The following is a 23,036-nucleotide window of genomic DNA, read 5'->3' as shown; positions in this document are numbered from 1 at the left end:
GCGTGGCCGAGCCAGCCGGCCGGGTCAGTCGAGCGGGGTGTCGCGGGGCCCGGTCACGCCGGCATTCGCCTGCAGGGCACCGGGCCCGTCGGCTGGCTTGCGCGAGCGACGGACGATCAGCACGACGCCCAGGATCACCGCCGTGGGGATCCCCAGCACCGCGAGGGTCCAGATGATGTCGTATGCGGCGGGTACCAGCGGGTTGGCCATGGCCTCAGGCTAGCGCCGTGCCTACGCTGAGTCCATGGACTGGAGGCCGGACGTCGCGTTCGCGGAGTTTCGCGATGAGGCGGGCGCCGTCATCCCGTACGGAAAGCGCTGGGACATGAGCCCGCCGGATGACACCTACTCGCGCTCCGTCCATCCCGAGCGCTTCGAGGTCGCGTGGACGCTCGCCCGCGCGCTGGTGGACCACCTCGTCGCCGAGTATGACGTCGACGTGATCACTGACGTCGACCCACACGAGGGGCGTGCACCACGGGGTCACGCCCCGACACCACGCGCGCCCATCGACGGGGTGCCGCCCGCGGTGCGCCGCCTCGTCCCCCGGGGGGAAGGGGCCCCGCTGACCGTCGTCGAGACCGACTCCCCGGGGGTCGTGATGCTGGCCGGCGCAACACTCGAGGCACGCGCCCCAGTGTGCGGCTGCGACGCCTGCGACGAGAACGTCGAGGAGATGGCTGACTCTCTCGAGGAGCTCGCGTTCGGGATCGCGGGGGGCACCGCGTGGGAGGCCATCGAACGCCGCGGCGTCGCCGGTGGCATCGGCGCGCGGGACACCGGAAGCCGATCATGGTCACGCCTGGGCTGGAGCGATCGCCGTGCCGCCCGAGCCGCCATCAAGAAGGCCCCGGCGATGGCGCCCTGGCCCACCCGCACATCGGCCGGCTGACCAGGGCCGCCCGAGCGAGCGACTCCGCTGCGCTAGCCGAGCGAGCGACTCCGCTGCTCGACTCCGGCGGCGCCGTACGGCCAGTTGGCCGGCTGGGGGTCGCTGGCCTCGGCGAGCAGCGCGAGGTCCTCAGCGGACAGTTCCACGTCGCTCGCATCGAGGTTGGACGCAAGCTGCTCGGTGGTGCGGCAGCCCAGGATGATCGAGCTGACGGCCCGTCGCGAGTCGAGCCAGGCGAGGGAGACCTGGGCCTCCGTGCGGCCGATGCGCGTGGCGACGTCCGCGACGGCGTCCAGCACTCGCCACGTGCGCTCGTCCTGGGACCGCTTGCCGTAGGCCTCGACCCCGCGCTCGGGGTCCTCGCCCAGGCGGGTTGCGCCGCTGGGCGCCGCGTCCTTGGTGTATTTGCCCGCGAGCCAGCCGCCGCCGAGCGGGGACCAGGGCAGGATGCCCAATCCGTTCGCCTCGGACGCCGGCACGATCTCCCACTCGACCTCACGCGCCAGCAGGTTGTACTGGGGCTGCATGGACACGAGCGGGAACCGGCCGCGGGCGAGCGTCGCGGCCTGCGCAATCTGCCAGCCGAGGAAGTTGGACAGCCCCACGTAGGAGGCCTTGCCCGACCGCACGGCGTCCTCGAGGAAGCTCAGCGTCTCCTCGAGCGGAGTCAGCGGATCCCAGGAGTGCACCTGGTAGAGGTCGAGGTGGTCGACGCCCAGGCGCGCGAGCGTCGCGTCGAGAGCGCGGCGCAGGTGGCGGCGAGAGAGTCCAGCCTCGAACGCAGGCACGCCCACCGGGAAGCGGCCCTTGCCCGCGAGGAACATCGCGTCCGTGGTCGCGTTGTCGCGGCTGGCGAGCCAGCGGCCCACGATCTGCTCGGAGACGCCGCCGCTGTAGACGTCGGCCGTCTCGATCACGGTGCCGCCACGCTCGGCGTACAGGTCGAGCTGCGCGTGGCTGTCCTCCTCGGACGTCTCCGCGCCGAACGTCATGGTGCCGAGCGAGTAGTGGGAGATGGCGGCGCCGGAGGCGCCGAGCTGGCGGTACTTCACGTGAGGTTCTCCTCGTGGTGGGGTGTGGTCTGCGACGCGGTGGCCGCGGGGGGACGGAAGGTGTCCGCGAGACGATCCATGAGGCCGTCCCAGCGAGGGTCGATGCGCTGGTGTTCCGGGTGAGCGTCGTGCCACGCGATCATGTCGCGCGCTCCGTCGCGGAACGGCACGGTGGCGCGGAAGCCCGGCACGATGGTGCGGATCTTGGCGTTGTCGAACACCATGGAGTGCGCCTTGTCGCCCAGCAGGGCGGCGCCCCACTCCGCGTCGACGGCGGCGATGTATGTCGACGGCACGTGCACCAGCCGGGGCGTGGCGCCCGCGGCGGCGGCGATCGCCTCGTAGATCTCGTTCCAGGTGGGCGCCTGGTCCGACGTGATGTGGAACGCCTCGCCCACGGTGTCGACCCGGCCGAGCAGTCCCACGAACCCGCGTGCAAAGTCCGAGTGGTGAGTGATGGTCCACAGCGACGTGCCGTCGCCGGGCACCACGACCTCCTTGCCTGCCCTCATGCGGTCCACGACCGTCCATCCGCCGTCGAACGGCAGCATCGTCTCGTCGTAGGTGTGCGATGGGCGCACGATGGTGACGGGGAACCCGGTGTCGCGGTACGCCCGGAGCAGGGTCTGCTCGCACGCGATCTTGTCGCGGGAGTACTGCCAGTGCGGGTTCCGCAGCGGCGTGGACTCGGTGACCGGCAGCCGCGTGACCGGCGTCTGGTACGCGGACGCGGAGCTGATGAACACGTACTGGCCCACGTGTCCGGCCATGGCCTCGACGTCCGCCTCCACATGCTCGGGCACGAATCCCACGAACTGCACCACCGAATCGAACTCCCCCTCGCGGACGATGCGGGCGACCTCCTGCTGGTCGCGCGCATCGGCCGTATGCAGGGTCACGTCCGGGTGGAGGGGGCGGAGCGTCGACGCTCCGCGATTGAGGCAGTGGACCTCATGGCCCTGGGCGATGGCCTCCCGCACGCAGCTCGCGCTGATGATGCCGGTGCCGCCGATGAACAGGATGCGCTGACGTGTCACTTGAGTCCTCCTGCGGTCAGGCCGCTGATGATGCGGCGTTGGAAGATGAGGACGAGGATGATGAGCGGGATCGTGACGATCACGCCCGCCGCCATCTGCGTCCCGTAGGGCTTGTCGTACTGCGACACCCCCGTGAACTGGGCGATCGCGACGGTCACGGGTTGAGCGTCCGGGGTCTGGGACATGGAGTTCGCGATCATGAACTCGTTCCATGCGGAGATGAACACCAGGATCGCCGTGGTGAACACCCCGGGCACCGCGAGCGGCAGGATGATCTTGCGGAACGCCTGACCGCGACTGCACCCATCGACGCGCGCCGCCGCCTCGAGCTCCCACGGCATCGCGCGGAAGAAGCTGGTGAGGATCCACACCCCGAGCGGCAGTGAGAAGCTGATGTCAGGGATGATCATCGCCTGGTATGTGTCGATCCATCCCAGTTTGGCAAACAGCTGGAACAGGGGAGTGAGGATCGCCGCGCCGGGGAACATCGACGTCGCCAGGAACAGCGCGAGCACTGTGGTCTTGAACCGGAACTGCAGACGGGCGATCGCGTAGGCGGCGAGCACACCGAACAGCAGCGCGATGATCGTCACCGACCCCGCGATGACGAAGCTGTTGCGCAGGGCGTAGACGAACGTGTTCTCCGCGCCGAACACCGCCTCATAGTTGAGCAGCGTCGGCTCGGCTGGGACCAGCGAGTTGTCGAAGATCTCGTCGGGGGACTTGAGGCTCGAGACGACCATCCAGTAGAACGGCGCCAGGCAGAACACGATGATGGCGGCGAGCGCCGCGTTCTGGCCGATCATGGACAGCCGCGAGCCGTGGTGCACCGACTTCTTGGCTCGCCAGCGTGCGCCCTTGATGGTGGGCTCTGGGGTGCGGGTGGTCATTCCGAGTCCTTCTTTCGGGGGGTCCGCACGCCGGCCTGCTCCACCGCGTTGACGTTGAGCATTCGCACGAACAGGAAGGCGGTGATGAAGATGAGCAGGAAGGTCAGGGTCGCCAGCGCACCGCCGTAGCCGGGTTTCAGTTGGCTGAGGCTCGATTGGACCACCAGCACCGACAGCGTGGTGGTGCCGTTCGCTCCTCCCGTCATGATGGCCGGAAGGTCGTACATGCGGAGCGCATCGAGCAGGCGGAACAGGATCGCGACCAGGAGCGCCGGGCGCACCAGCGGGAGCGTGATGCGCAGGAACTGCTGGCGAGCGTTGGCGCCATCGAGGCGAGCAGCCTCGTAGACGTCCTCCGGGATGATCTGGAGACCGGCGAGCACCAGCAGCGCCACGAACGGCGCCGTCTTCCACACGTCCGCGACGATGATCGCGACGGTGGACGGCCCCTCGGCCCCGGTCCAGATGAGGTCCCACCCGGTCACCGCGTTGACGATGCCGTTGGGATCGAAGGCCCACTTCCACAGCACCGCGGCCACGGCCGTGGGGATCGCCCACGGCACGAGCACGCTTGCCCGCAGCAGCCCCCGTCCCCGGAAGGCCCGGTTGGCGACGAGCGCCATGGCCACGCCGATCAGGACCTCGAGGACGACGGACACTGCAGTGAAGAAGTAGGTGAAGCGGGCCGCGTCCCAGAACTCCGCGGAGCCGTTGCCCCACAGGGCATTGGCGTAGTTGTCCCCTCCGACGAACGGCGTGGCGCCGATGCCATCGCCATACAGAGATCTCACGAAGGACCACACCACGGGGAACGCGATGACGATCGTGAGGACGATGAGGGAGGGAACGACGAGCCAGAAGGCGAGCCTGCCGTCCTTCTCGCGGATGTCGCGAGCGGGATCGGAGCTCGTCGTCGCGGGCTGGCGCTTGGTCAACGACGTGATGAGTGACATGACTCGCCTTCTGGCTGTCGACTACTCGGCGATGGCGAGCTCGAGATCGGCCGCCATGGTGGTGATGGCCTCGTCGACGCTCACGTCACCCTGGAGGGCGGCGTAGGCGTTCTGCTGAATCGCGAGGCTCACCGCGTTGTAGTTGGGGGTGCGGGGTCGCGGCACGGCGTTCATGAGCGACTCCTGGAGGTTGGGCAGGTAGGGGGAGACCTCGACCATCTCGGGGTCCGTGTACAGGTCCGTGCGGACAGAGGCCTGGTTCATCACGCTCACGAGCACGCGCTGCGCCTCGTCCGACTGCATCCACTCGACCCAGTCCTTGGCCGTCTGCTTGTTCTCCGAGAATGCGGAGACGCCCAGATTGATGCCGCCCAGCGACGAGCTTCCCGGGCCGTCGATGCCAGGAAGCACGGTCATGTCGAACTTGCCGGCGATCTCCGAGCCCTCTTCGCTGGCAGCGGTGTAGACGTAGGGCCAGTTGCGCAGGAACAGCGTGCTGCCGTCGAGGAACGCGTTCGCGCTCTCCTGCTCCTGGAACGTGATCGCGGCCGGGTCGATCTGGCCTTCGTCGAACATGTCCACGAGGTTCTGGAGACCCTCACGCGCCTCGGGCGAGTCCACCGCCACACTGGCGCCATCCTCGCTGAGGAAGGCGCCGCCGGCGGAGGTGATCGCCTCGGCAGCGTTGACCGTGAGGCCCTCGTACTGCGCGAACTGTCCCGCGTAGCACTGCATATCGTTCTCTTCTGCGATCGCGCAGTCCTCCCTGAGCTCGGCCCAGGTGGTCGGAGGCGTGTCGATCAGGTCGGAGCGGTAGAACAGCAGCGCGGCGTTCGTCATGAACGGTGCGGCCCAGACCTGGCCGTCGTAGGTGGCCGATTCGACCGCCGCCGGCAGGATGTCGTCGCCGGCGACGGCCTCGGCGTCAAGCGGCTCGAGCCACCCGCGTGCCGCGAACTCCGAGGTCCACACCACGTCGCCCCAGACCACGTCGTAATTGCCGCTCTGGGCCTGGAAGTCCTGGACGAAAGAGGTGCGCTGGTCGTCTGGCGACGCCGAGAGCTCGAGGAAGGTGACCTCCTGCTCCGGGTGCATCTCGTTCCACATCTCGATGAGTTGGGGCATGGCGCCGGTCAGGTCCTTGCCTGACGCGAAGGTGATCGGACCGACGCCTTCGGCGTCCTCCGCTGCGGGGGAGCCATCCGACGGGTCGGCGTCTCCTGAGGCGTCTGAGCTGCACGAGGCCAGCGCGAGGACGGCGGCAGTGCCTGCCGCGACCATCGCGATTCGCTGAGTGGTGCGCACGGTTTCTCTCCTTTGAGTGAACTGCTGACGGTGCTGACTGGCGAGGGCCAGCCGCCGCATCGGTGGTGCGGCGCGATCAGGATGCACACGCCGAGACGGCCCTGTCAAGTAACCGGTTACTTTCCGTAATCCAATCGTGACCACGGCTCAGGTGTGCGGAAGATACTGCCATTGCAGCGTTCGCTCGTTGGTCGTGGGTAAACGGTTACTCGCCCTCGATTGCCCCGTGCTATCTTGTGGGAACGAATTCGTGAGAGGAGTTCCGTGGGCGTCACAGTGAAAGATGTCGCCCGGGTCGCAGGTGTCTCGACCGCGACCGTGTCGCGGGCGCTCCGAGGGTTCGAATCCGTCGATCCTGCCGTGCGCGCGCACGTCCTCGACGTCGCGCAAAGGCTCGACTACGTCGGTTCACCTGCCGCCGCCGCCCTCACCACCGGCAAGGCCGGGAGCGTGGGCCTCATCACGCCGTTCGTGGACCGGCTCGGGTTCCAGCGCATGCTCGCCGGCATCGAGAGCGAGATGCGCGGCTCGAGCATGGACCTGCTGCTGCACTGCACCGGAGACCCGAGCGAGCCTCACCCTGTCCCGCCCCACAAGCGACTCGCGCGTCGCGTCGACGGCTTCATCGTGCTGTCGATCTCCGCGGACAGCCGCGACCTCGAGCAGATCCTGCGACTCGGGATGCCCGTGTCGATGTTCGGCTCCAGGGGTGCGGACACGTCGAGCGTGCGGGTGGACGACCGCGCCGGCGCCTCGCGCGCCATTGACCACCTGGTCGACCTGGGGCATCGGCGCCTGGGCATCATCTACGGGCGCGAGGCGGTGGACGCGGGCGTGCTCGAGCACGAGATGCACGTGGGAGTGCGTGACGCTGCGGAACGCGCGCGTCTCACGCTGGACCAGGACCTGATCGTCGCGGGTGACTACACGACCAGTGGCGGAGCCCTCGCGATGGAGCAGCTGCTCGCCGGCGACGACCCGCCCACCGCTGTCTTCGCGTTCTCCGACGAGATGGCGTACGGCGCCATGCGCACCATGCGCGAGCATGGCCTGGTCCCTGGTCGCGACGTCGACCTCATCGGGTACGACGGACACCCGATGTCGGACGTGCTCGACCTGTCGACCATCGAGCTGCCGTTCGAGGAGATCGGATCGACGCTCGCCCGGAACCTGCTCGACGAGCTGCAGGCGCCCACAGGCGCCCACCGGGTGGTCACCCTTCCCACCCGGCTCGCAGTGCGCGGCTCGACGACCGGTGCCTCCGCCCGCTGAACGGGGCATCGGAGCCGACCCCCCAACGGTGAAGTCGACCCACTCAGTAACGGACGCGGAGGGGGTCCTTCAGGGGCGCTCGCAGGGAGTTCGTCACAGTTGCGTATCGGCACGCGCGCAGGGTAGGCGGAATAGCCCCAAAGGTGGGAGAGTTGGCACTGATGGCACAAACACACACCGACTCTTGAGGAAACCGTGACAGTGACACACCCCTCTGTCATGACCTTGGAGCCGGTGACAGAAGGCCGCCATCCGGTCCGCGTCACCGCTCCCACGGTCACGACACCCCGCCCGGGGATCGCCAGCCCGACCCGGGAACCGCGTACGGCGGCCGAGCACCGACTGCAGGTCGAGCGCCGCACACGCATCGGGCTCCGCTTGGGAGACGTGGCACTCCGGACCTTGGCGGTGGCCGGGATCCTCCTGGTGGGCTACTTAGCCGTGACGCAGGGGTGGATCGGCTCCGCGACCGACACGTTCCTTGGGTGGTACACCGCCACAGTGGCCCCGTACCTCGAGATAGACCCGATGGCGCCTCAGCTTCCAGTGGGAGACGGGTCGCTGTTCGGCACCGTCACCACGCCGTCGGTCGTCATTCCCGACTGACCTGCCTGGGGGCGGCCCCGTGAATCAGCGTCGCTGACGCATGCCGCGACGGGCGAGCGCGCGCGTCGCGTCCGGTGCCACCGCCGCCACGAGCGCCACCGCCGCGGCAGACATCATGGCCGAGGCGAGCGGCAGCCACTGCGCACCCCACCACGCCAGCATGGCGGCGCCCAGCACCGACCCCACGGCGTTGCCGGCATTGAACGTGCTCGCCTGCGCGCCCACGCCGATGTCGCTCGACCATGGCGTGTGGCGCAGCGCCCAGTTGAGCATGGCTGCGACCAACAGCGACCACGCGAGCCCCTGCAGCAGCACCATGACGATCGCGAAGGGCTTGTGCTGGCCCAGCGATGCGAGCCCCAGCCACATGACCAGCAGCCCGACCTCCCCGAGCGCGACGGCCCTCACGGGCCAGCGGTCCAGGAATCGGCCGGTGAGCCACATCGAGACCACGCCCGTGGCACCGGCGAGCGCGAGCAGCACCGGCACCGTCGACTCGGCGAAGCCGGAGACCTCGACGAGGAACGGCGTGATGTAGGTCCAGGTCGTGGCCATCGAGGAGGTGGTGAGCAGCACCACGACGAGCACCCGGATGAACCGCCGCAGCGACGGCAGGTCCCCGCGCGCGACCGAGCCCTGTGCGGTGCGGAAGCTCGGCATCAGCACCGCGATGGTGGCCGCCAGCACCAGTCCGCCGATGCCGATGATCCAGAACGGCACCCGCCAGTCGGTCTGCTGGGCGAGCCAGGTCGACAACGGCAGGCCGACGACGCCGGCCCCGGACGCGCCCAGCATCAGCCGCGTCACGGAGCGCCCCCGCATCTCAGGGGCGAACATGCCCGCCGCGGCCGGCGTCACCACCGCCCAGAACAGGGCGTGACCCATCGCGGTGATGACGCGCCCGCCCAGAACCTGGCTGAAGGAGTCGGCGGTGGCCATGACGAGCGCGCCTGCGGACCAGAACGTCATGGTCGCGACGATGAGCGGTCGGCGTGGCAGGCGGGTGGTGAGCAGGGCGAGCGGCACCGTCGTCACCATCGCCACCACGGCGAACACCGTGGTCACCAGGCCGATCTCCGACTCGGTGCGGCCCAGGTCCGCCGCCATCAGGCGGATGAGGCCCAGCGGTGCGATCTCGTTGGTGACGATCATGAAGGCCGATGCGGCGAGGGCGATCAGCGTGGCCATCGACCTGCGCGAGGACGCGGGTGGCGTCCACGGTCGGGCCGTGGGGGAGGTGTCCGGCGCCGTGCTCTCTGGCAGGAGGGCCGATGCGCTGGCGCCTGGCGTCGGCACGGCATAGCCGTGCGGCGGTTCGGGCGCGCGGGCGCGCGCCTCGGCACTCGCATCGTCGCGCATCGGCCGTTCTCCATCGTCGAAGGTGAAGGTTGTTGCCCTCAACATATTGTGCCGCCTCCGGACGGGGCCCGCGACCACCCCGCCGTTCCTGTCCCTCGTCCACGCATCCGCTAGCGTGGCAAGCGACAGGCGGCCGGTGCATCGGCCGCCCGCAATCCCCAAGGAGTTCGCATGTTCCCAGGTGTCACCGAAGAGTCCTGCGCGATGGCGTGGTCCGTCCTCGAGCCCGCGATCGCGAAGGCGCGGGAGGCAGGCCTGATCAACGGCCTGCGTGGCACCATCATGGTGCTCGACCCTGCGAATCCCGATTCGGCCGCGCCGCTGTTCGTCGGTCACGTGGGCGAGCCGAACCCCGAGTACCTGCGCAACGTCGAGGGCAAGGTCGCTGTCACCATGCGCACCGGTCTCGACAGCTCTCGCGTGCGACAGGACTTCCCGCACCTGTACCGCGAGGGTGACATCAAGTACCCCGGCGCGATCATCCGCGAAGGGCTGATCGTGGCCTTCAGCGGCGTGCAGGGCGACTTCGACGAGATGATCTGTGAGTGGATGGTCGCCGCGCTCCGGGCCATCGCGCGTGATCGCTTCTCGCGCCCCGGCGGCGCGGACGAGGCGGATGGTGCGTACCTGTGACCGCCGCCCCCGAGACGCCGGCGACGAGGGCGCTCGCCGCATCGGGAATCGAGTTCGAGGTCACCGTGCACGGCCCCGTGCGGTCGCTCGAGGAGGCCGCTCAGGCCCGCGGGCTGGAGGCGCGCCAGATTCTCAAGACGCTCGTGGTGCGTCGCGGCGAGGACGACTTCCTGTTCGTGCTCGTTCCCGGCGACCGTCAGATCTCGTGGCCCAAGCTGCGTGAGCACCTGGGCGTCTCGCGGCTGTCGATGCCGGACAAGGACGCCGCGCGCGACGTCACTGGATACGAGCGCGGCACCATCACGCCGTTCGGATCGTCGCCGTCGCCCGCCGGTGCGCCGTGGCCCGTGATCGCCGATGCGCTGATCGTGTCGCGTGAGGGGCCCGTATCCATCGGCGGCGGCGCCCACGGGGTCGCGGCGACGGTGCACCCGGCGCAGCTGGTCGAGGTGCTGGACGCGAGCGTCGCAGACGTGACCGACCCGGCCTGAGGCGGGCGCGGCGACACGCTTTCCTTGAAGCGACGCTGAGAGTGCCGCAGGGCGCGCGTGAACGCCAGATCCGTCACCCACTGCCCTCTGGGACGCTAAGGCGCAGAGGGCCGGGGTCAGGCGGTGGCGGTGGCGGCGTCGAGGCGAGAGAGCCAGTCGTTCAGCCGCTCCTCGAACCTGTCGGCGGCATCCGCGTCGTAGTCGCGCGTCGAGGGATCCACGAACATGTGGCGCTGGTGCGGGTAGCGGTAGACCTCGGCGGCCGGGACCTCCCGTTCCAGCGCGCCCACCTCGTCCGCGGAGCACCAGTCATCGGGGTCGGCGACGTGAATCTGCAGCGCCACTCTCGGTCGCCAGAAGGAACCGTGCATCTCGGCGCTGCTGGCGCCGCCCATCAGCATGCATCCGCGCATGCGCCGCCGGACCTGTGCGAGATGCTGTGCGTGCGTCGCGCCCATCGAGAAGCCCATCACCACGTCGGCCTCGGGATGGAGTCGCGCGGATCGCATCGCCGATTCCAGCAGGGCGTCGTGTCCGATCCGGGCGGCGTATGCGAGGCCGTCGTCGATGCTCGCGAATGTCTGGCCGCCGAACGCGTCGGGGGTGTGCACCGTGTGGCCGCCCGCGCGCAACCGGTCCGCCAGCGAGCACAGGCCCTCGGTGAGGCCGTGCACATGATGGAGCATCAGAATCTCGGCCATACCCCCAGTGTGCCTCTGCTACGGCGCTCGCGCTGAGCGGAGCCCGGCGCATGGCCAGACGCGGGTGTACCTTCGCTCGCATGGAGCCGGTCGAGGAGCTCGTGCGGGTGCGTGTGCCGGACCGCACCATCGAGGTTCGGGTGCACGGGGTGTCGGGGACGCCGCCGCAGGCCTTGCTGGGCGCGTTCCCGGTGCGCGTCGCGGGGGATGCCGATGCGGGCTTCTACCGCGCGCACGATGCGGGGACGTCCGGCGGGATCGCGGAGGCCTTCAGCTGGGGCGGGCTCACGTCCCGCAGCCGCATCACCGCGCTGTGGCTGTTCCTCGCGCCACTGTCGCTCATCAACGTCGCCGGCTGGATGACTCCTGCCCACTCGCTGCCCGAGCGCGGCGCGCCTGGCGCCGACCGCGCACCGCGGTCCCGCGCGTCGACAGTGCGCGATGCCGCGATGAGGGTCGTCACGCTGGTGGCCACGGCGCTGATCGGTGCGGTCGCCGTCCAGGCGGCCGCGTCGGTGCTGGGGCTCATGACCGCCGATGCGCCGCTCGCCCCCGGCCGCGCGGCGGCGATGGTCCTGCTCGCGGCGCTCGTCCCTGCCGGTCTGCACGCGTTGGCGAAGGTGGGCGGAGCGCCCGATGACCGTGACCGTCACGACGACCCATGGGGGCGCGCCCTCGCGCTGCGCTCGCTCGCCCTGGCTCACTTGGGAGTGGCACTTGCCGTCATCGCACTCGTGGGCTGGGCGGTGACGCTGGACGGCGCGGCTGCCGCGTCACCAGGGGCCGTGGTGGCGGCGATTCTGGTCGCCGTGCTCGCCGGCGCAGCCCTGGCCTTCGGGGTCGCCGCCGTGCTCGGCACGCGCGTCGCGGGGCCCGACGCCGCTCATCCGGCCGGCGGACCGGCCGCCGTGGTCGGAGCGGCGGCGGTGGTTGCCGCCGCCGTGGCGGCGGCGCTGCGCGAGGGGGCGTCGGCGGCCGCGACGGGATTGACCGTCATCCACTTCGTGCTGGCCGCGTCGGCCGTGATCGCCCTGGGCGTCGCCTCTGGGGCGGAGCGTCGCATGCCCGTCCGGGAGTCGGCGGGCTTCTCCGTGGTGTTCGCGGCGCTGGGGTTCTTCATGTCGTATTCGGCGTTCGGGGCGTTGTCGTATGCGCTGCTCGCGTCCGGGTCGGACCGGTCGGTCAGGGCCTTCGTCGAGGCGCCTGCGCCCGCCGCGATGTTCCGGCTGGTCGACTTCGCGGCCGTGGTGCTGACCTGCGGGGTGCTGTTCATCGCCGCGCGCGTGGTGGGCGAGGCACGGCCTCTCGCTCACCCCGGTGACCTGGGCGTCGACGGAGCGACACGGGTGCGCCGGGCCGTCGAGCTGGCGCCAGTCGAGGTACGGCGTGCGGGGCTCGGGATGCTGATCGCGGCGGGTGTGCTCGTCGTGGGCGAACTCCTCCGCGTCAGCCTTCCTGGCGGGCAATGGGCGCAGACGGTCGGCCGCCTCGTGACGGAGCCGCGCCTGGTGATCGGTGCCGCAGGCTGGCTGTTCGTCGCGTACCTGGTGGTGCGCGCGTGCCGCGGCAGGCGCGCAGCGCTGATGGTGGCGGCCGTCACCGTGGCGGGGGTCGGGTCCCTCGGATGGCTGCTGCAGCGCGCGGGGTTCGACGTGCTGTCGTGGGCGCGGGTGGACAGGGCGGGGCAGGGGGCCCCGGTGGACGGCCTGGATTCCGAGAGCAACGCATCGCAGACCGTGCTCGGCGGCTCGTCGCCGCTGGACTCGGAGGTGATCGCCGCGACCGGACTCGGCGACCCCTGGGTGGCGGCGTCCGGCTTCACTCTCGTGGCGGTGACGGTCGCGCTGTTCATCCCCGCGGTCTCGGTGCTGTGGTTCGTGCTCTCCGCCTCGGGCAACCGGGAGTCGCGCCGGGGCGTCGGCGTGCTGTGGGACCTCACCAACTTCTGGCCCCGGCTGCATCATCCCTGGGCGCCGCCGCCGTACTCGGAGACCGCCATCCCGGCGCTCGAACGGCGCCTGACCGACCTGCGCACCGATCATCCGAGCCACTGCATCGTCCTCAGCTGCCACAGCCAGGGCGCGGTGCTGGGCTTCCCCGCGATGCGGCGCCTGCTCGCCGACGACCCCGCGCACGCGAGCGCGCTGCGATTCCTCAGCTACGGCACGCTGCTCTCCGCCCACTACCAGCGGCTGTTCCCGCACCTGTTCGACGACGCCAGGCTGCGCGCGCTCGACGACGCCGCGCCGGGACGGTGGATCCACCTCTTCCGGGAGACGGACCCGCTGGGGCACTCGATTCTCGCTCTCGGCTCTGCGAGTCGGCAGGCGTCGCACACACCCCCACGCGGAGTGGAGCACGTGCTCACCCACTCGAGCTATGGCTACAGTCCCGAGTATCAGCGGGCCCTGGACGACCTCGCCGCCTGGAAGGGGTGAGCTCGGCCTAGAGCTCGACGGTATGCATCGGCTCCGTGGTGGGGTGGGTCGAGCCGCCCGCCGGCTCCTCGGTGATGCACACCGCCGCCACGTCGCCCAGGTCCATGTGGACCACGGCCATGTATTCGCCGTCGTCCTGTGGCATGAACGTGGGGCCGGGCATCGCCGTGCCGTCGTCCATCACGAGCCACACCTGGTACTCCATGCCGTCGCTGGGCATCGGCGCCGCGGCGCCCATCAGCGCCATGCCGTCCATGCGCTCGCTCGCCACGACGTGCCCGTTGCCCAGGTCGAGGTCCATGGACTGCGCGTCTGGCGCCGAGGTCACCATCATCACGTCCTTCTCGAGCGCGATCTGCGAGGCGTCGTCTCCGCCGCCGAGGTCGAGCGCGCCGACGGCCACGATGGCGACCGCGACGGCCGATGCGGCGGCGCCCAGCAGTGCGGGCATCCATCGTCGCGCGCGGCCGCGCGGGGCGCTCTCCGCCCTGGCGTCTGCCACAGGCGTGTGGTCGGCAGCGAGCATCCCTGAGCGGGCCTCGGCGCGCGAGTCCGCCTGCGCATCGGCCGGCGTGAGCTGGGCGGTGCCGCCCACGGCCGCCATCACGCGCGACCGCAGGGAGGTCGGCGGAGCGGTCGCATGCGCATCCGCGATCGCGGTCGCCACTGCCGCGAACGACGCGAGCTCCTCGCGGCACTCCGCGCACTCGTCGAGGTGGCTCTCGATGAGCGCACGCTCGGGTGCGTCGAGCGCATCGACGGCGTAGGCGCCCACCAGGGAGTGCGGATCGACGTTCATCGCTCGCCCCCCAACGCGTCGCGCAGCTTGATGAGTCCGTCACGAATGCGTGCTTTCGCGGTGCCGAGCGGCACCCCCAGGGCGTCCGCCGCCTCTCGCTGCGTGAAGCCCTTGAAGTAAGTGAGTTCGAGAGCCTCGCGCTGGCGCTCCGTGAGCGAGTCCATTCCCGCCCGCACGCGAGCGGACTCCCACTCGCGGTACATGACGTTCACCACGGCATCCTGCTCGGCCGAGTCGATTTCTTCCCGCACGCCGTGGGCCCGCATGCGCGTCGAGTGCGCCTGCTCGGAGCGCACGCGGTCCACGGCGCGGCGGTGGGTGATGGTGAGGATCCACGAGCGTGCGGACCCCATCGAGCGGTCGAACCGTGAGGCCCGGTGCCACACCTCGACCAGCGCCTCCTGCGCGATGTCCTCGGCCATGTCGCGGTCGCGAACGACGCGCACCGCGAGGCCGAACACCGAGCCCGCGACCGCGTCGTAGAGGCGTTCGTACGCCTCAGCATCGCCAAGAGCGGTGCGTTCGAGCAAGGAGGTGACGTCCGGAGCAGGAGCAGATGCCCCATCGGAGGGCGCGTCGGGAACCGCGCGCAGATGGCGTTCGGCGCTCATGCGGTCCTCCTCGTCGTTCGGGGTCATCGGTGGCGGAGCTGTCGAGGGCTCACGTGGGGGTGGATCGGGTGTGGATCAGCCCTCGTCCTCCATCGAGTCGTCCTCCATGCTGTCCTCTTCCATGGAGTCGTCCTCCATCGAGTCGTCGGCGGGAGCCATCGTCTCCTCCATCATCTCGTCAGAGGGGTCGGTGGCGGGCTCGGCGTCGTCGCCGCAGCCGGCGAGAAGGGTGGCCGAGAACAGAATCGCGGCCGGAATGGCCAGGGTGCGAAGCGTGGGCATGGTGGTCCTCCCTGAGTCTGCCTGGCCCGAGTGGCCCGGCACCAGTGGTTCGGCGCCGAGCGGTCGACGGATGGGACCGCGCGGCGAACATCGGGCATGAAGAAGGGCGGTCGACCCGCTCAGTCGACCGCCCTGGGAGTGAAGGGGTGCCCGTCAGGGCGTGGGCGCCATGGTGTCTTCCATGACGGGGTCGGTGGTGCTGTCCATCTCGTCGTCGCCGGCGGTGTCGCCGCAGCCGGCGAGAAGCGCCCCGCTGAACAGGATCGCGACGGGGACTGCTGCCTTGCGAAGATCCATTGCGGATGCCTCCTTGGGCTCATGACGGAACGGGCCGCTCTGACCCGCCCCTTCCATTAGCGCCCGAATTGTCCGGTTCTGCACCTCGAACCAGGCAAAACTTTCGTCAAGGCCCTTTACCCAAAGGTGAAGGCGTAGGCCTCGATGCCCGGCGAGAACTCCAGGATCATCACGTCGTCGAGGGGCGCGCCTTCGTACAGGTCGTAGAGATCGGACACGCCGTCCACCTGGACCACGCGCTGGTAGTCCTCGTCGTCGAGCAGGGTCACGCGCACCTCGCCCTCGCCCGCCATCACCAGGTGCACGTCCGCCGCGTAGAAGTTCAGCATCATGCGTGCTCCGGCGCCCGAGAGCGCATGCTCCTCGGTCACCGTCCACTCGCCGAGGTATGCGAAGTGATCGGGCTGGGGGAACGCGTCGTGGCCGAACACGGCGGCCTCGTCCTCGCGCACCTGGCCCGCATTGTCCGCGTACGAGAGGCGCCCGTACCCCAGGTACGTCTCCGGAGTGCGGCCCACCGTGTGACGGCCGGGGTTCGCGTCCACCGCCGGGATCGGTGCGGTGTCGAGCAGTCGTTGAATCAGTTCTTCTGTCTCGGCGTAGCGGCCCTCGCCGTAGTGGACCTGACGCACCACTCCGTCGGAGTCGATCAGGTAGTGAGCCGGCCAGAATCGCTGGTCCCACTCTCGCCACGTCTCGAACCCGTTGTCGATCGCGATGGGGTAGTCGATGCCGTAGCGCTCCGCCGCATCGGCCACGTTGTCGACCTCCCGCTCGAAGGCGAACTCGGGCGAGTGCACGCCGATGATGGTGAGTCCGTCATCGCGGTAGCGCTCGTCCCACGCCGTGAGGAACGGGAAGGTGCGCTGGCAGTTGATGCACGAGTAGGTCCAGAAGTCGATCAGCACCACTCCGCCGTCGCTGGTGAGCGCGTCGATATCGAGGGACTGGCCCTCCTCGGTGTTCAGCCACTCCTGAATGCCCACCAGGCCTCGGGCGGGGCCGCAGTTCTGCAGTTCATCGGGCGGGCCCTCTTCGCATTCATCGAAGGTGAGCGCATCGCCGACGGCCGGAGACGCTTCTTCGCGACCGGCGAGGCCGTCGAGCTCTCCCCGCACCGCGTCGTTGTCCTCGATGGCCTCTTGAGCGCTTGCGAGCACGCCGGGCACCCAGCGCTGCAGCGGCTCGGCGACGTTGGTCGCCACCACGAGTGCGGTGAGGAGCAGCACCACGCCAGAGCCGATGCGGATCGCCTTTAGGTGCTCGCGCACGGCCCGGATGCGCCCGCCCATCGCCTGCCCGGCGAGTCCGAAGGCGAGCAGCGGCACGGCGATGCCCACGGAGAAGCTGAGCGTCAGTGCGACGAGCCCCCAGCTGTAGCCGTTGGTGGCGGCGAGCACGGTGATCGACGCGAGAATGGGCCCGGCGCACGGGACGAACACCAGCCCCAGCGCGAGGCCCATGACGAAACCGTTGCCGTCGCGCTTGAGCTGGGGAGGGCCGATGCGCTCGAAGGGTCGCTGCAGCACCTCGCCGAGCGGCGGGATCGCGAGCCCCAGTCCCACGAGAGCGAGCACCACGATGCCTGCCCATCGGAGCACATCCTGCGGCAGTCCGAGCGAGGACAGCAGCAGTCCGCCCAGCAGCGTGAACACCGCGAAGCTCGTGACGAGGCCGGCGACCACCACGAGGGGCCGCCGCCGCGAGGCGGCGCCGTCCTGGATCGAGCTGGTGAGGATCGCGGGCAGAACCGGCAGCACGCACGGGCTGACGGCGGTGATGATGCCGGACACGAGGCCGACGACGGTGAGGAGGAGCATGACAGGTGTTCGGAGGCGATGCGATGACAGTTGGGTCGCGTGCCACGGCACACCACCCTCCGTGCCGAACGCGAGCTTCCCGACGGAGGGCACCGGGCGTCACCCGGCACGGCGGCCGATGCGGGCGCTAGCCTGAGGCGCATGACCGTGGGCTACGTGCTGGGCGGCGGGGGCGTGCGCGGCGCCGTCGAGGTCGGCATGCTGCGTGCCCTGTTCGACGCGGGAGTGACGCCCGACCTCGTCGTCGGCACCAGCATCGGCGCCATCAACGGAGCGGCCGTGGCCGCGGACCCCACCCCCGCCGTCGTGGAGGTGCTCGAGCACGCGTGGGCCTCGCCCACCGCATCGGCCGTCTATGGGGAGTCGTGGCCGCGCCAGTTGCGCCGGCTCGCGCAATCGAAGACCCATCTCAACGATCCCGAGCCGCTGCGCCTGCTGCTCGAGTCGATTCTGGGCACGGACGCGCTGTTCGAGGACCTGCCGGTGCCGCTCGCGGTGTGCGCCGCCAGCATCGAGCGGGCCTCTGAGCAGTGGTTCGACTCCGGACCGGTGATTCAGGCGGTGCTCGCCAGCGCCTCGGTGCCGGCCGCGCTGCCGCCGACTCGCATCGGCGACGAGCACTACATCGACGGCGGCGTCGTCAACTCGATTCCGCTGGGCGAGGCGATCGCTCGTGGCGCCGACGAGGTCTACGTGCTCCAGGTGGGCCGCATCGAGGAGCCGCTCGGAGTGCCCACACGTCCGTCGGAGGTGGGTCGCGTCGCATTCGAGATCTCGCGCCGTCACCGCTTCGCACGGGACCTGGATCAGGTCCCGGAGCACGTCACGGTGCACGTGCTCCCGTACGGCGGCCGGCAGCCCGGCGATGAGAGGCTGAACGCCTACCGCCGCCTGGACCGCACGCACGCCCGCATGCAGGCGGCCTACGACGCGTCGCGCCTGTACCTCGACTACCACCGGCGCGGACGGTGACGACGGCCGATGCGCGGGCACCCAAGCCCGCGAGGGCGCCCCGGCGCAGCGTCTTCTGGCGGCTGCCGCCGGTGTGGGTGAGACGCGTGGTCATCGCCCCGCTGATCGTGCTCGCGGCGTTCGTATGGCTGCCGCTGCTGGTCTGGATCGGCGTGGTGGTGGCCGGGGCGGTGGCGTGGGCGCTGCCGGGCCGGGTGCGCGTGCTGCGGGTGATCTTCATGGCGGGCCTGTACCTGCTGTGGGACGCGACCGCCCTGGTGTGGATGTTCGGACTGTGGGTGATCTCGGGGTTCGGCTGGAAGCTGCGCACCCCGTGGTTCGAGCGTGAGCACTATCGCATCGCCGGTCTCATGCTCGGCTCCCTGTTCTGGGCGGCGCGCCGGGTGCTGCGCCTCGAGATCGAGTTCAGCGACGCGAACTTCGACGCGCTGGCGACGGGGCGGCCACTCATCGTGGTGTCCCGCCATGCGGGGCCAGGGGACTCGTTCATCATCGTCGAGGCGCTCATCAACCAGTTCTCACGCGAGCCCGCCATCGTGCTCAAGGACACGCTGCAGTGGGACCCCGCAGTGGATGTGCTGCTCAACCGGCTGCCCACCCGGTTCGTCACGCCGGAGCGCCACCGCAGGCCCGGTGCGCCGGGAGGGTCGGCGTCCATCGGCGAACTCGCGGCCGGGCTCGAGGGCGAGGACGCGCTGCTGATCTTCCCCGAAGGGGCGAACGCGACTCCCCAGCGCCGAGAGCGCAGGATCGCGGAACTGCGCGCCGCGGGTCACGGGGAGCTGGCGGACCGCGCGGAGGCGATGCCGCACGTGATGCCGCCCCACGCCGGGGGAGTGCTCGCGGCTCTCGAGGCGCGGCCCGAGGCGGCCGTGGTCGTCGTCGCGCACACCGGCCTCGAGGCGCTGTCGACCGCCAGAGATGTGTGGCGCGAGCTGCCCGTCGACAAGCGCATCGTCCTCCAGGGCTGGACTGCCGCGCCGGAGGAGATCCCCGAGGGTCACGAGGCGCGTGCCGACTGGCTGTACGACTGGTGGGAGCGCGTGGACGCGTGGATCGACGAGCATCGGCCCGTTCCCTAGCGCGTCTCCGCCCGCGGTGCTCACGCCTGCCGGTGACGTAGCGTGGGCGCATGAGTGCACTCAAGGACGGACGCTGGGGCCTGGTCGCGGTGCAGGGACTGCTCTTCGCCGCGGTCGCGGTGACGGCGCTGCTCCCTGGCCCGCTGCTGTGGCGGTCCCTGGGGGCCGGGCTCGCGCTGGTGATCCTCGGTTCCGTGGGCGTCATCTGGTCCGCGAAGGACCTGGGCCGGGCGCTCACGCCGTCGCCGGTGCCCAATCACCAGGGACTCGTCGCGCGAGGTCTCTACCGGTATGCGCGGCACCCCATGTACACGGCGCTGGTGGTGATCTGCCTGGGAGTCGCCGTCGGCTCGGGCACGTGGTGGTGCTACGTCGCGGTGGTGCTGCTCGCCATGTTCCTGGAGTACAAGACCCGCGTCGAGGAGCGCTTCCTGCTGGCCGAGTACGAGGGCTATGCGGAGTATTCGTCGCGCACCGGAAAGTTCTTTCCCGGCGTGGGTCGGCTCGTCGTCTCCCTCTAGTCGCGCCTCTGGTCGAGTCGCCGGCCGCGCCGCCGCTCGTCCGTGCGGCGACCCGGGTGGGGGTCTGTACGAATCGTTCCGATAGCGCTAGCATTCGGGCCAGGCTCATGGGGGGATGGGCTCGCGTGGTCACCGTGCACGCGCTGTGCCTTCGGGGGGAGCGCTCGCGCGAGACGCATGGACGGCCACGCCGTGCCGGGTTGATGGCGCCTGGACGTCGTCAGGGCCGGGGTGGGCCTTCCTTGGAGGAGGCTCGCCCCGGCCGCTGCGGTTCCTCTGGACCCCGGCCGTCTACCCCCACCCCGCGCGCATGACCTAGCCTCGTGCCCATGGAACACTTGCACGCCGTCGTCACCGGCGCATCGTCCGGCATTGGATACGAGACCGTCCGTTCGCTCACGCGCGACCACGCCATGCGCGTCACCGCCGTGGCGCGCCGCCGCGACCGCCTCGACGAACTCGCCGCACAGACCGGCTGCGCCGTCATCCAGGCCGACATCACCTCGCAGGACGATGTGGACCGGCTCGCGCGCGAGGTGGACGGTCCCGTGCACGTGCTGGTGAACAACGCCGGTGGTGCGATCGGCTGGGACACCGTGGCCGAGTCGAGCCTCGAGGCGTGGAGCGCGCAGTACGAGCTCAACGTGGTGGGCACCGTCCGCGTCACGCAGGCCCTGCTGCCGGCGCTCACCGCTTCGGGCCGTGGCGACGTCGTGGTCGTGACCTCGACCGCGGGCCACGAGCCGTACGAGCAAGGTGCGGGCTACGTCGCGGCCAAGCACGCGGCGGTCGCGATGACCCGGACGCTCCGGCTCGAGCTCACCGGCACCGGGGTGCGCGTCATCGAGATCGCGCCCGGCATGGTGCGTACCGAGGAGTTCTCTCTCAACCGCTTCGCCGGCGACGACCGCGCCGCGGACGCCGTGTACGAGGGCATCGAGCCACTGACTGCTCACGACATCGCCGATGCGATCACGTGGGCCGTGACGCGCCCCCACCACGTCAACATCGACCAGCTGGTGATCCGCCCGCGGGAGCAGGCAGGAGCCGCTAAAACGGTACGGCGGCCCTCGAACACGCCTTAGTGCCTTGTCAGCGGGCGACAACGACGTCCTGCTCACTACGATGTGAGAATGGCGACTGAGCGGGCACGACTCCTGCTGCATCCCGTGCGGATGCGGATCGTCATCGCGCTGTCCGCACAGCAGCTCACCACGCGCCACATCCACGAGTTGATGCCGGAGGTGCCTCAGGCCTCGCTGTATCGCGCCATCGCGCAGCTGGCCTCGGCCGGGATCGTGGAGGTGGTGAGCGAGGAACGTCGTGGCGGCGCCATGGAGCGTACCTACCGACTCGCCGCTGAGAACGTGCCGTTGACCGCAGAGGACGTCGAGTCGTCGAGCCCGGAAGAGGCGCTCGCGGCGGTCCAGACGCTCGCCGACCTGATGGTCTCGAGCTCCAGCCGCTATCTCGCACAGGCGGGCGACGACTGGTCGCAGGCGAGCCTCACCGTCCGCCACGCGGCGCTGTGGCTCACCGATGAGGAGCGCGCGGACCTGGGCGAAGAGCTGCTCGCGCTGATCGACCGATATCACGCCAAGCCCCGTGGCCCTCAGTCGCACCTGCACAGCATTCAGGCGGCCGTGATGCCCGAGGTCGGTCCGCCCGACGTCTGCCCGAACGGGGAGGACTAGCCCGCCGCGCGCGCCCGTGCGCGCGGAGAGTGGCTCAATCGGCCGGTTCGAGCGCCAGCCGGACGATGCGGTCGTCGCCGTCGCGGGGCTCTCCCCGACCGTCAGTGTTGTTCGTCAGCGCGTAGAGCGCGCCGTCGGGGCCGATCATCACGGCCCGCACGCGCCCCAGGTCGTCCACCAGCACCTGGGGCTCGCCCACGCCCTCGGCGGTGAACGGGATGCGATAGATGGCCTCGCCCCGCAGCGCCGCGACGTAGACGCCCTCAGCGGTGACCGCGATGCCACTGGGGGAGGCCGCCGCGGTGGGGCGCCATTCGGCAACGGGATATGTCAGGCCGTCGACCGTCTCGCCGAGAGCGGTGCCGTCCGGGGAGCCGATCAGGCCCTCGACCACGGGCCAGCCGTAGTTGGCTCCGGCCACGATGATGTTCAGCTCGTCCGCGTCGGCTTGGCCGAATTCTGAGGCGAACATCGTGCCGTCCGGGGCCCACCCCAGGCCCTGCACGTTGCGGTGTCCGTAGCTCCACACGAGGTCATCGAAGGGATTGCCGGGAGCGGGCGCACCGTCCTGTTCGCCCCCAGGGCCGTCGGCGACGACCCGCAGGATCGTGCCATGCAGCGTGCCGCGGTCCTGGGCGAGGTCCGGTCGCGCTGCGTCTCCGGTGGCGATGTACAGGTGGCGGTCGGGACCGAACGCGATGCGCCCGCCGTCGTGATTCGACGCCTTGGGGATGCTGGCGACGACGTCGGCCGGAGCGCTCAGCTCATCTCCGTCGAGCGTCATGCTCACCACCGCATTGCCGTCCGCGCGCGTCAGGTAGGCATACAGCACGGACGGGTCGGACGGCAGCAGCGCGATCCCCAGCAGGCCGGCCTCTCCGGTGGCGTCCGTCTCGGCGAGCGCCTGCGCACCCGGTCCGGTGAGCGGGGTCCGCGTGCCGTCGGGGCCCACGCGCAGCACGCGACCCGAGTCTCGCTCGGTGACCAGGATCGATCCGCCTGGCTCGAGCGCCATGGCCCACGGTGCGGTGAGCCCCGTGGCGACCTCTTCCCGTGACACGAGCACCATCTCCGCGACCTCGCGCGACACCGACGGCGGCTGGGGGGACGGTGCCGGTGAGGCGCTGCCGGCGGTCACGCCCGGCACATCATCGAGGGAGGGCGCCGCAGTGCTTGGCGTGGAGTCCGCCGAGCACGCGGTCAGCGCGAGCACCGCGGCGGCGGTGACGGCGCCCGCGCGCGCCACCGCGTGGCCTGGGCGTGCCGAGGGTCGTGACGTCTGGGGGCTGCGAGGCTGCCGGGACATATCGCCAGCCTAAGCGGCCGGAT

25 protein-coding genes are annotated in these 23,036 nt (G+C 70.3%); 11 read left to right on the top strand and 14 right to left on the bottom strand.

Features of this window, described 5'->3' with window-relative positions:
• Positions 1-24: 24 nt before the first annotated feature.
• Positions 25-210: a hypothetical protein gene (locus AOP72_RS08600; RefSeq protein ID WP_062135064.1), complete on the bottom strand. Its 186-nt coding sequence runs from the start codon at positions 208-210 to the stop codon at positions 25-27.
• A 34-nt stretch (positions 211-244) separates the two neighbouring features.
• Here AOP72_RS08600 and AOP72_RS08595 point away from each other — a divergent pair, with 34 nt between their 5' ends.
• Complete coding sequence (locus AOP72_RS08595; protein ID WP_062135062.1) at positions 245-892, top strand: DUF6226 family protein; 648 nt, start codon at positions 245-247, stop codon at positions 890-892.
• A 32-nt stretch (positions 893-924) separates the two neighbouring features.
• Here the strand turns inward: AOP72_RS08595 and AOP72_RS08590 are convergent, their stop codons facing one another.
• From AOP72_RS08590 to AOP72_RS08570, 5 genes are read right to left on the bottom strand one after another with little or no spacing between them, the layout of a single operon-like run.
• Positions 925-1,944, bottom strand: coding sequence for an aldo/keto reductase (locus tag AOP72_RS08590; protein ID WP_062135059.1), 1,020 nt, complete (start codon positions 1,942-1,944; stop codon positions 925-927).
• Positions 1,941-2,981 carry an NAD-dependent epimerase/dehydratase family protein gene (locus tag AOP72_RS08585; RefSeq protein ID WP_062135056.1) on the bottom strand — a complete coding sequence of 347 codons (1,041 nt, stop codon included), beginning with the start codon at positions 2,979-2,981 and terminating at the stop codon, positions 1,941-1,943. The genes AOP72_RS08590 and AOP72_RS08585 overlap by 4 nt, the downstream gene beginning before the upstream one ends.
• Complete coding sequence (locus tag AOP72_RS08580) at positions 2,978-3,871, bottom strand: carbohydrate ABC transporter permease (protein WP_062135052.1); 894 nt, start codon at positions 3,869-3,871, stop codon at positions 2,978-2,980. The genes AOP72_RS08585 and AOP72_RS08580 overlap by 4 nt, the downstream gene beginning before the upstream one ends.
• Positions 3,868-4,824: a carbohydrate ABC transporter permease gene (locus AOP72_RS08575; protein ID WP_084631614.1), complete on the bottom strand. Its 957-nt coding sequence runs from the start codon at positions 4,822-4,824 to the stop codon at positions 3,868-3,870. Before AOP72_RS08575 ends, AOP72_RS08580 begins: the two co-directional genes overlap by 4 nt.
• A 21-nt stretch (positions 4,825-4,845) precedes the next feature.
• Positions 4,846-6,129, bottom strand: coding sequence for an ABC transporter substrate-binding protein (locus AOP72_RS08570; RefSeq protein ID WP_202965649.1), 1,284 nt, complete (start codon positions 6,127-6,129; stop codon positions 4,846-4,848).
• A gap of 264 nt (positions 6,130-6,393) precedes the next feature.
• On the opposite strand from AOP72_RS08570, the gene AOP72_RS08565 reads away from it, so the two are divergent.
• Both AOP72_RS08565 and AOP72_RS13420 read left to right on the top strand, forming a co-directional pair.
• The gene (locus AOP72_RS08565; RefSeq protein WP_062135048.1) at positions 6,394-7,401 is read left to right on the top strand and encodes a LacI family DNA-binding transcriptional regulator; all 1,008 of its coding nucleotides are present in this window, start codon (positions 6,394-6,396) and stop codon (positions 7,399-7,401) included.
• Positions 7,402-7,788: 387 nt separating this feature from the next.
• Entirely contained in the window at positions 7,789-8,007 is a 219-nt protein-coding gene (locus AOP72_RS13420) for a hypothetical protein (protein ID WP_152650314.1), read from the top strand.
• Between the two features lie 24 nt (positions 8,008-8,031).
• Here AOP72_RS13420 and AOP72_RS08555 read toward each other — a convergent pair whose 3' ends face one another.
• Positions 8,032-9,411 carry an MFS transporter gene (locus AOP72_RS08555; protein WP_193746392.1) on the bottom strand — a complete coding sequence of 460 codons (1,380 nt, stop codon included), beginning with the start codon at positions 9,409-9,411 and terminating at the stop codon, positions 8,032-8,034.
• 126 nt (positions 9,412-9,537) lie between these two features.
• Between AOP72_RS08555 and AOP72_RS13620 the strand changes: the two genes are divergently transcribed.
• Positions 9,538-9,999: a hypothetical protein gene (locus tag AOP72_RS13620; protein WP_062135039.1), complete on the top strand. Its 462-nt coding sequence runs from the start codon at positions 9,538-9,540 to the stop codon at positions 9,997-9,999.
• The gene (locus AOP72_RS08545) at positions 9,996-10,490 is read left to right on the top strand and encodes an aminoacyl-tRNA deacylase (RefSeq protein ID WP_062135036.1); all 495 of its coding nucleotides are present in this window, start codon (positions 9,996-9,998) and stop codon (positions 10,488-10,490) included. Before AOP72_RS13620 ends, AOP72_RS08545 begins: the two co-directional genes overlap by 4 nt.
• Positions 10,491-10,606: 116 nt before the next feature.
• On the opposite strand, the gene AOP72_RS08540 is transcribed toward AOP72_RS08545, so the two are convergent.
• Positions 10,607-11,191 (bottom strand): dienelactone hydrolase family protein, encoded by a 585-nt coding sequence (locus tag AOP72_RS08540; protein WP_062135033.1) that lies wholly within the window; start codon positions 11,189-11,191, stop codon positions 10,607-10,609.
• Positions 11,192-11,271: 80 nt separating this feature from the next.
• Between AOP72_RS08540 and AOP72_RS08535 the strand changes: the two genes are divergently transcribed.
• The gene (locus tag AOP72_RS08535; RefSeq protein ID WP_062135030.1) at positions 11,272-13,629 is read left to right on the top strand and encodes a hypothetical protein; all 2,358 of its coding nucleotides are present in this window, start codon (positions 11,272-11,274) and stop codon (positions 13,627-13,629) included.
• Between the two features lie 7 nt (positions 13,630-13,636).
• Here AOP72_RS08535 and AOP72_RS08530 read toward each other — a convergent pair whose 3' ends face one another.
• The 5 genes from AOP72_RS08530 to AOP72_RS08515 form a co-directional block, all read right to left on the bottom strand.
• Positions 13,637-14,428 carry an anti-sigma factor gene (locus tag AOP72_RS08530; protein ID WP_062135027.1) on the bottom strand — a complete coding sequence of 264 codons (792 nt, stop codon included), beginning with the start codon at positions 14,426-14,428 and terminating at the stop codon, positions 13,637-13,639.
• Positions 14,425-15,039, bottom strand: a complete 615-nt coding sequence (locus AOP72_RS08525) for a sigma-70 family RNA polymerase sigma factor (RefSeq protein ID WP_062137067.1) — start codon at positions 15,037-15,039, stop codon at positions 14,425-14,427. Before AOP72_RS08525 ends, AOP72_RS08530 begins: the two co-directional genes overlap by 4 nt.
• 75 nt (positions 15,040-15,114) lie before the next feature.
• Complete coding sequence (locus AOP72_RS08520) at positions 15,115-15,321, bottom strand: hypothetical protein (protein WP_062135024.1); 207 nt, start codon at positions 15,319-15,321, stop codon at positions 15,115-15,117.
• Positions 15,322-15,474: 153 nt separating this feature from the next.
• A complete protein-coding gene (locus AOP72_RS13615) occupies positions 15,475-15,618 on the bottom strand; it encodes a hypothetical protein (RefSeq protein ID WP_193746391.1) in 144 nt (47 codons plus the stop codon).
• A gap of 116 nt (positions 15,619-15,734) precedes the next feature.
• Positions 15,735-17,438 carry a cytochrome c biogenesis protein CcdA gene (locus AOP72_RS08515; RefSeq protein ID WP_152650312.1) on the bottom strand — a complete coding sequence of 568 codons (1,704 nt, stop codon included), beginning with the start codon at positions 17,436-17,438 and terminating at the stop codon, positions 15,735-15,737.
• Between the two features lie 141 nt (positions 17,439-17,579).
• Here AOP72_RS08515 and AOP72_RS08510 point away from each other — a divergent pair, with 141 nt between their 5' ends.
• From AOP72_RS08510 to AOP72_RS08490, 5 genes are all read left to right on the top strand, one after another.
• Positions 17,580-18,410: a patatin-like phospholipase family protein gene (locus AOP72_RS08510; RefSeq protein WP_202965648.1), complete on the top strand. Its 831-nt coding sequence runs from the start codon at positions 17,580-17,582 to the stop codon at positions 18,408-18,410.
• Between the two features lie 86 nt (positions 18,411-18,496).
• Complete coding sequence (locus AOP72_RS08505) at positions 18,497-19,492, top strand: 1-acyl-sn-glycerol-3-phosphate acyltransferase (RefSeq protein WP_238581645.1); 996 nt, start codon at positions 18,497-18,499, stop codon at positions 19,490-19,492.
• A gap of 50 nt (positions 19,493-19,542) precedes the next feature.
• Complete coding sequence (locus AOP72_RS08500; protein ID WP_062135017.1) at positions 19,543-20,013, top strand: methyltransferase family protein; 471 nt, start codon at positions 19,543-19,545, stop codon at positions 20,011-20,013.
• A gap of 329 nt (positions 20,014-20,342) precedes the next feature.
• On the top strand, positions 20,343-21,098 hold the full coding sequence (locus AOP72_RS08495) for an SDR family oxidoreductase (protein ID WP_062135014.1): 756 nt from the start codon (positions 20,343-20,345) through the stop codon (positions 21,096-21,098).
• 48 nt (positions 21,099-21,146) lie between these two features.
• The gene (locus tag AOP72_RS08490; RefSeq protein ID WP_062135012.1) at positions 21,147-21,707 is read left to right on the top strand and encodes a helix-turn-helix domain-containing protein; all 561 of its coding nucleotides are present in this window, start codon (positions 21,147-21,149) and stop codon (positions 21,705-21,707) included.
• A 34-nt stretch (positions 21,708-21,741) separates the two neighbouring features.
• Here AOP72_RS08490 and AOP72_RS08485 read toward each other — a convergent pair whose 3' ends face one another.
• A complete protein-coding gene (locus tag AOP72_RS08485) occupies positions 21,742-23,013 on the bottom strand; it encodes a PQQ-dependent sugar dehydrogenase (protein WP_084631597.1) in 1,272 nt (423 codons plus the stop codon).
• Between the last annotated feature and the right edge of the window lie 23 nt (positions 23,014-23,036).

The organism is Demequina aestuarii (assembly GCF_000975095.1).
GTDB classification, from domain to species: domain Bacteria; phylum Actinomycetota; class Actinomycetes; order Actinomycetales; family Demequinaceae; genus Demequina; species Demequina aestuarii.
The sequence above is the reverse complement of the archived record's forward strand: the minus strand, read 5'-3'. Positions and strand labels throughout refer to the sequence as shown.

Excerpts from the sequence above, each read along its gene's own strand:
- AOP72_RS08575 (WP_084631614.1), bottom strand. The coding sequence starts at position 4,824 with ATGTCACTCATCACGTCGTTGACCAAGCGCCAGCCCGCGACGACGAGC.
- AOP72_RS08515 (WP_152650312.1), bottom strand. The coding sequence starts at position 17,438 with ATGCTCCTCCTCACCGTCGTCGGCCTCGTGTCCGGCATCATCACCGCC.
- AOP72_RS08535 (WP_062135030.1), top strand. The coding sequence starts at position 11,272 with ATGGAGCCGGTCGAGGAGCTCGTGCGGGTGCGTGTGCCGGACCGCACC.
- AOP72_RS08540 (WP_062135033.1), bottom strand. The coding sequence starts at position 11,191 with ATGGCCGAGATTCTGATGCTCCATCATGTGCACGGCCTCACCGAGGGC.
- AOP72_RS13620 (WP_062135039.1), top strand. The coding sequence starts at position 9,538 with ATGTTCCCAGGTGTCACCGAAGAGTCCTGCGCGATGGCGTGGTCCGTC.
- AOP72_RS08490 (WP_062135012.1), top strand. The coding sequence starts at position 21,147 with ATGGCGACTGAGCGGGCACGACTCCTGCTGCATCCCGTGCGGATGCGG.
- AOP72_RS08595 (WP_062135062.1), top strand. The coding sequence starts at position 245 with ATGGACTGGAGGCCGGACGTCGCGTTCGCGGAGTTTCGCGATGAGGCG.
- AOP72_RS08485 (WP_084631597.1), bottom strand. The coding sequence starts at position 23,013 with ATGTCCCGGCAGCCTCGCAGCCCCCAGACGTCACGACCCTCGGCACGC.
- AOP72_RS08555 (WP_193746392.1), bottom strand. The coding sequence starts at position 9,411 with ATGTTGAGGGCAACAACCTTCACCTTCGACGATGGAGAACGGCCGATG.
- AOP72_RS08530 (WP_062135027.1), bottom strand. The coding sequence starts at position 14,428 with ATGAACGTCGATCCGCACTCCCTGGTGGGCGCCTACGCCGTCGATGCG.
- AOP72_RS08510 (WP_202965648.1), top strand. The coding sequence starts at position 17,580 with ATGACCGTGGGCTACGTGCTGGGCGGCGGGGGCGTGCGCGGCGCCGTC.
- AOP72_RS08495 (WP_062135014.1), top strand. The coding sequence starts at position 20,343 with ATGGAACACTTGCACGCCGTCGTCACCGGCGCATCGTCCGGCATTGGA.
- AOP72_RS08520 (WP_062135024.1), bottom strand. The coding sequence starts at position 15,321 with ATGCCCACGCTTCGCACCCTGGCCATTCCGGCCGCGATTCTGTTCTCG.
- AOP72_RS08580 (WP_062135052.1), bottom strand. The coding sequence starts at position 3,871 with ATGACCACCCGCACCCCAGAGCCCACCATCAAGGGCGCACGCTGGCGA.
- AOP72_RS13615 (WP_193746391.1), bottom strand. The coding sequence starts at position 15,618 with ATGGATCTTCGCAAGGCAGCAGTCCCCGTCGCGATCCTGTTCAGCGGG.
- AOP72_RS08600 (WP_062135064.1), bottom strand. The coding sequence starts at position 210 with ATGGCCAACCCGCTGGTACCCGCCGCATACGACATCATCTGGACCCTC.
- AOP72_RS08525 (WP_062137067.1), bottom strand. The coding sequence starts at position 15,039 with ATGAGCGCCGAACGCCATCTGCGCGCGGTTCCCGACGCGCCCTCCGAT.
- AOP72_RS08500 (WP_062135017.1), top strand. The coding sequence starts at position 19,543 with ATGAGTGCACTCAAGGACGGACGCTGGGGCCTGGTCGCGGTGCAGGGA.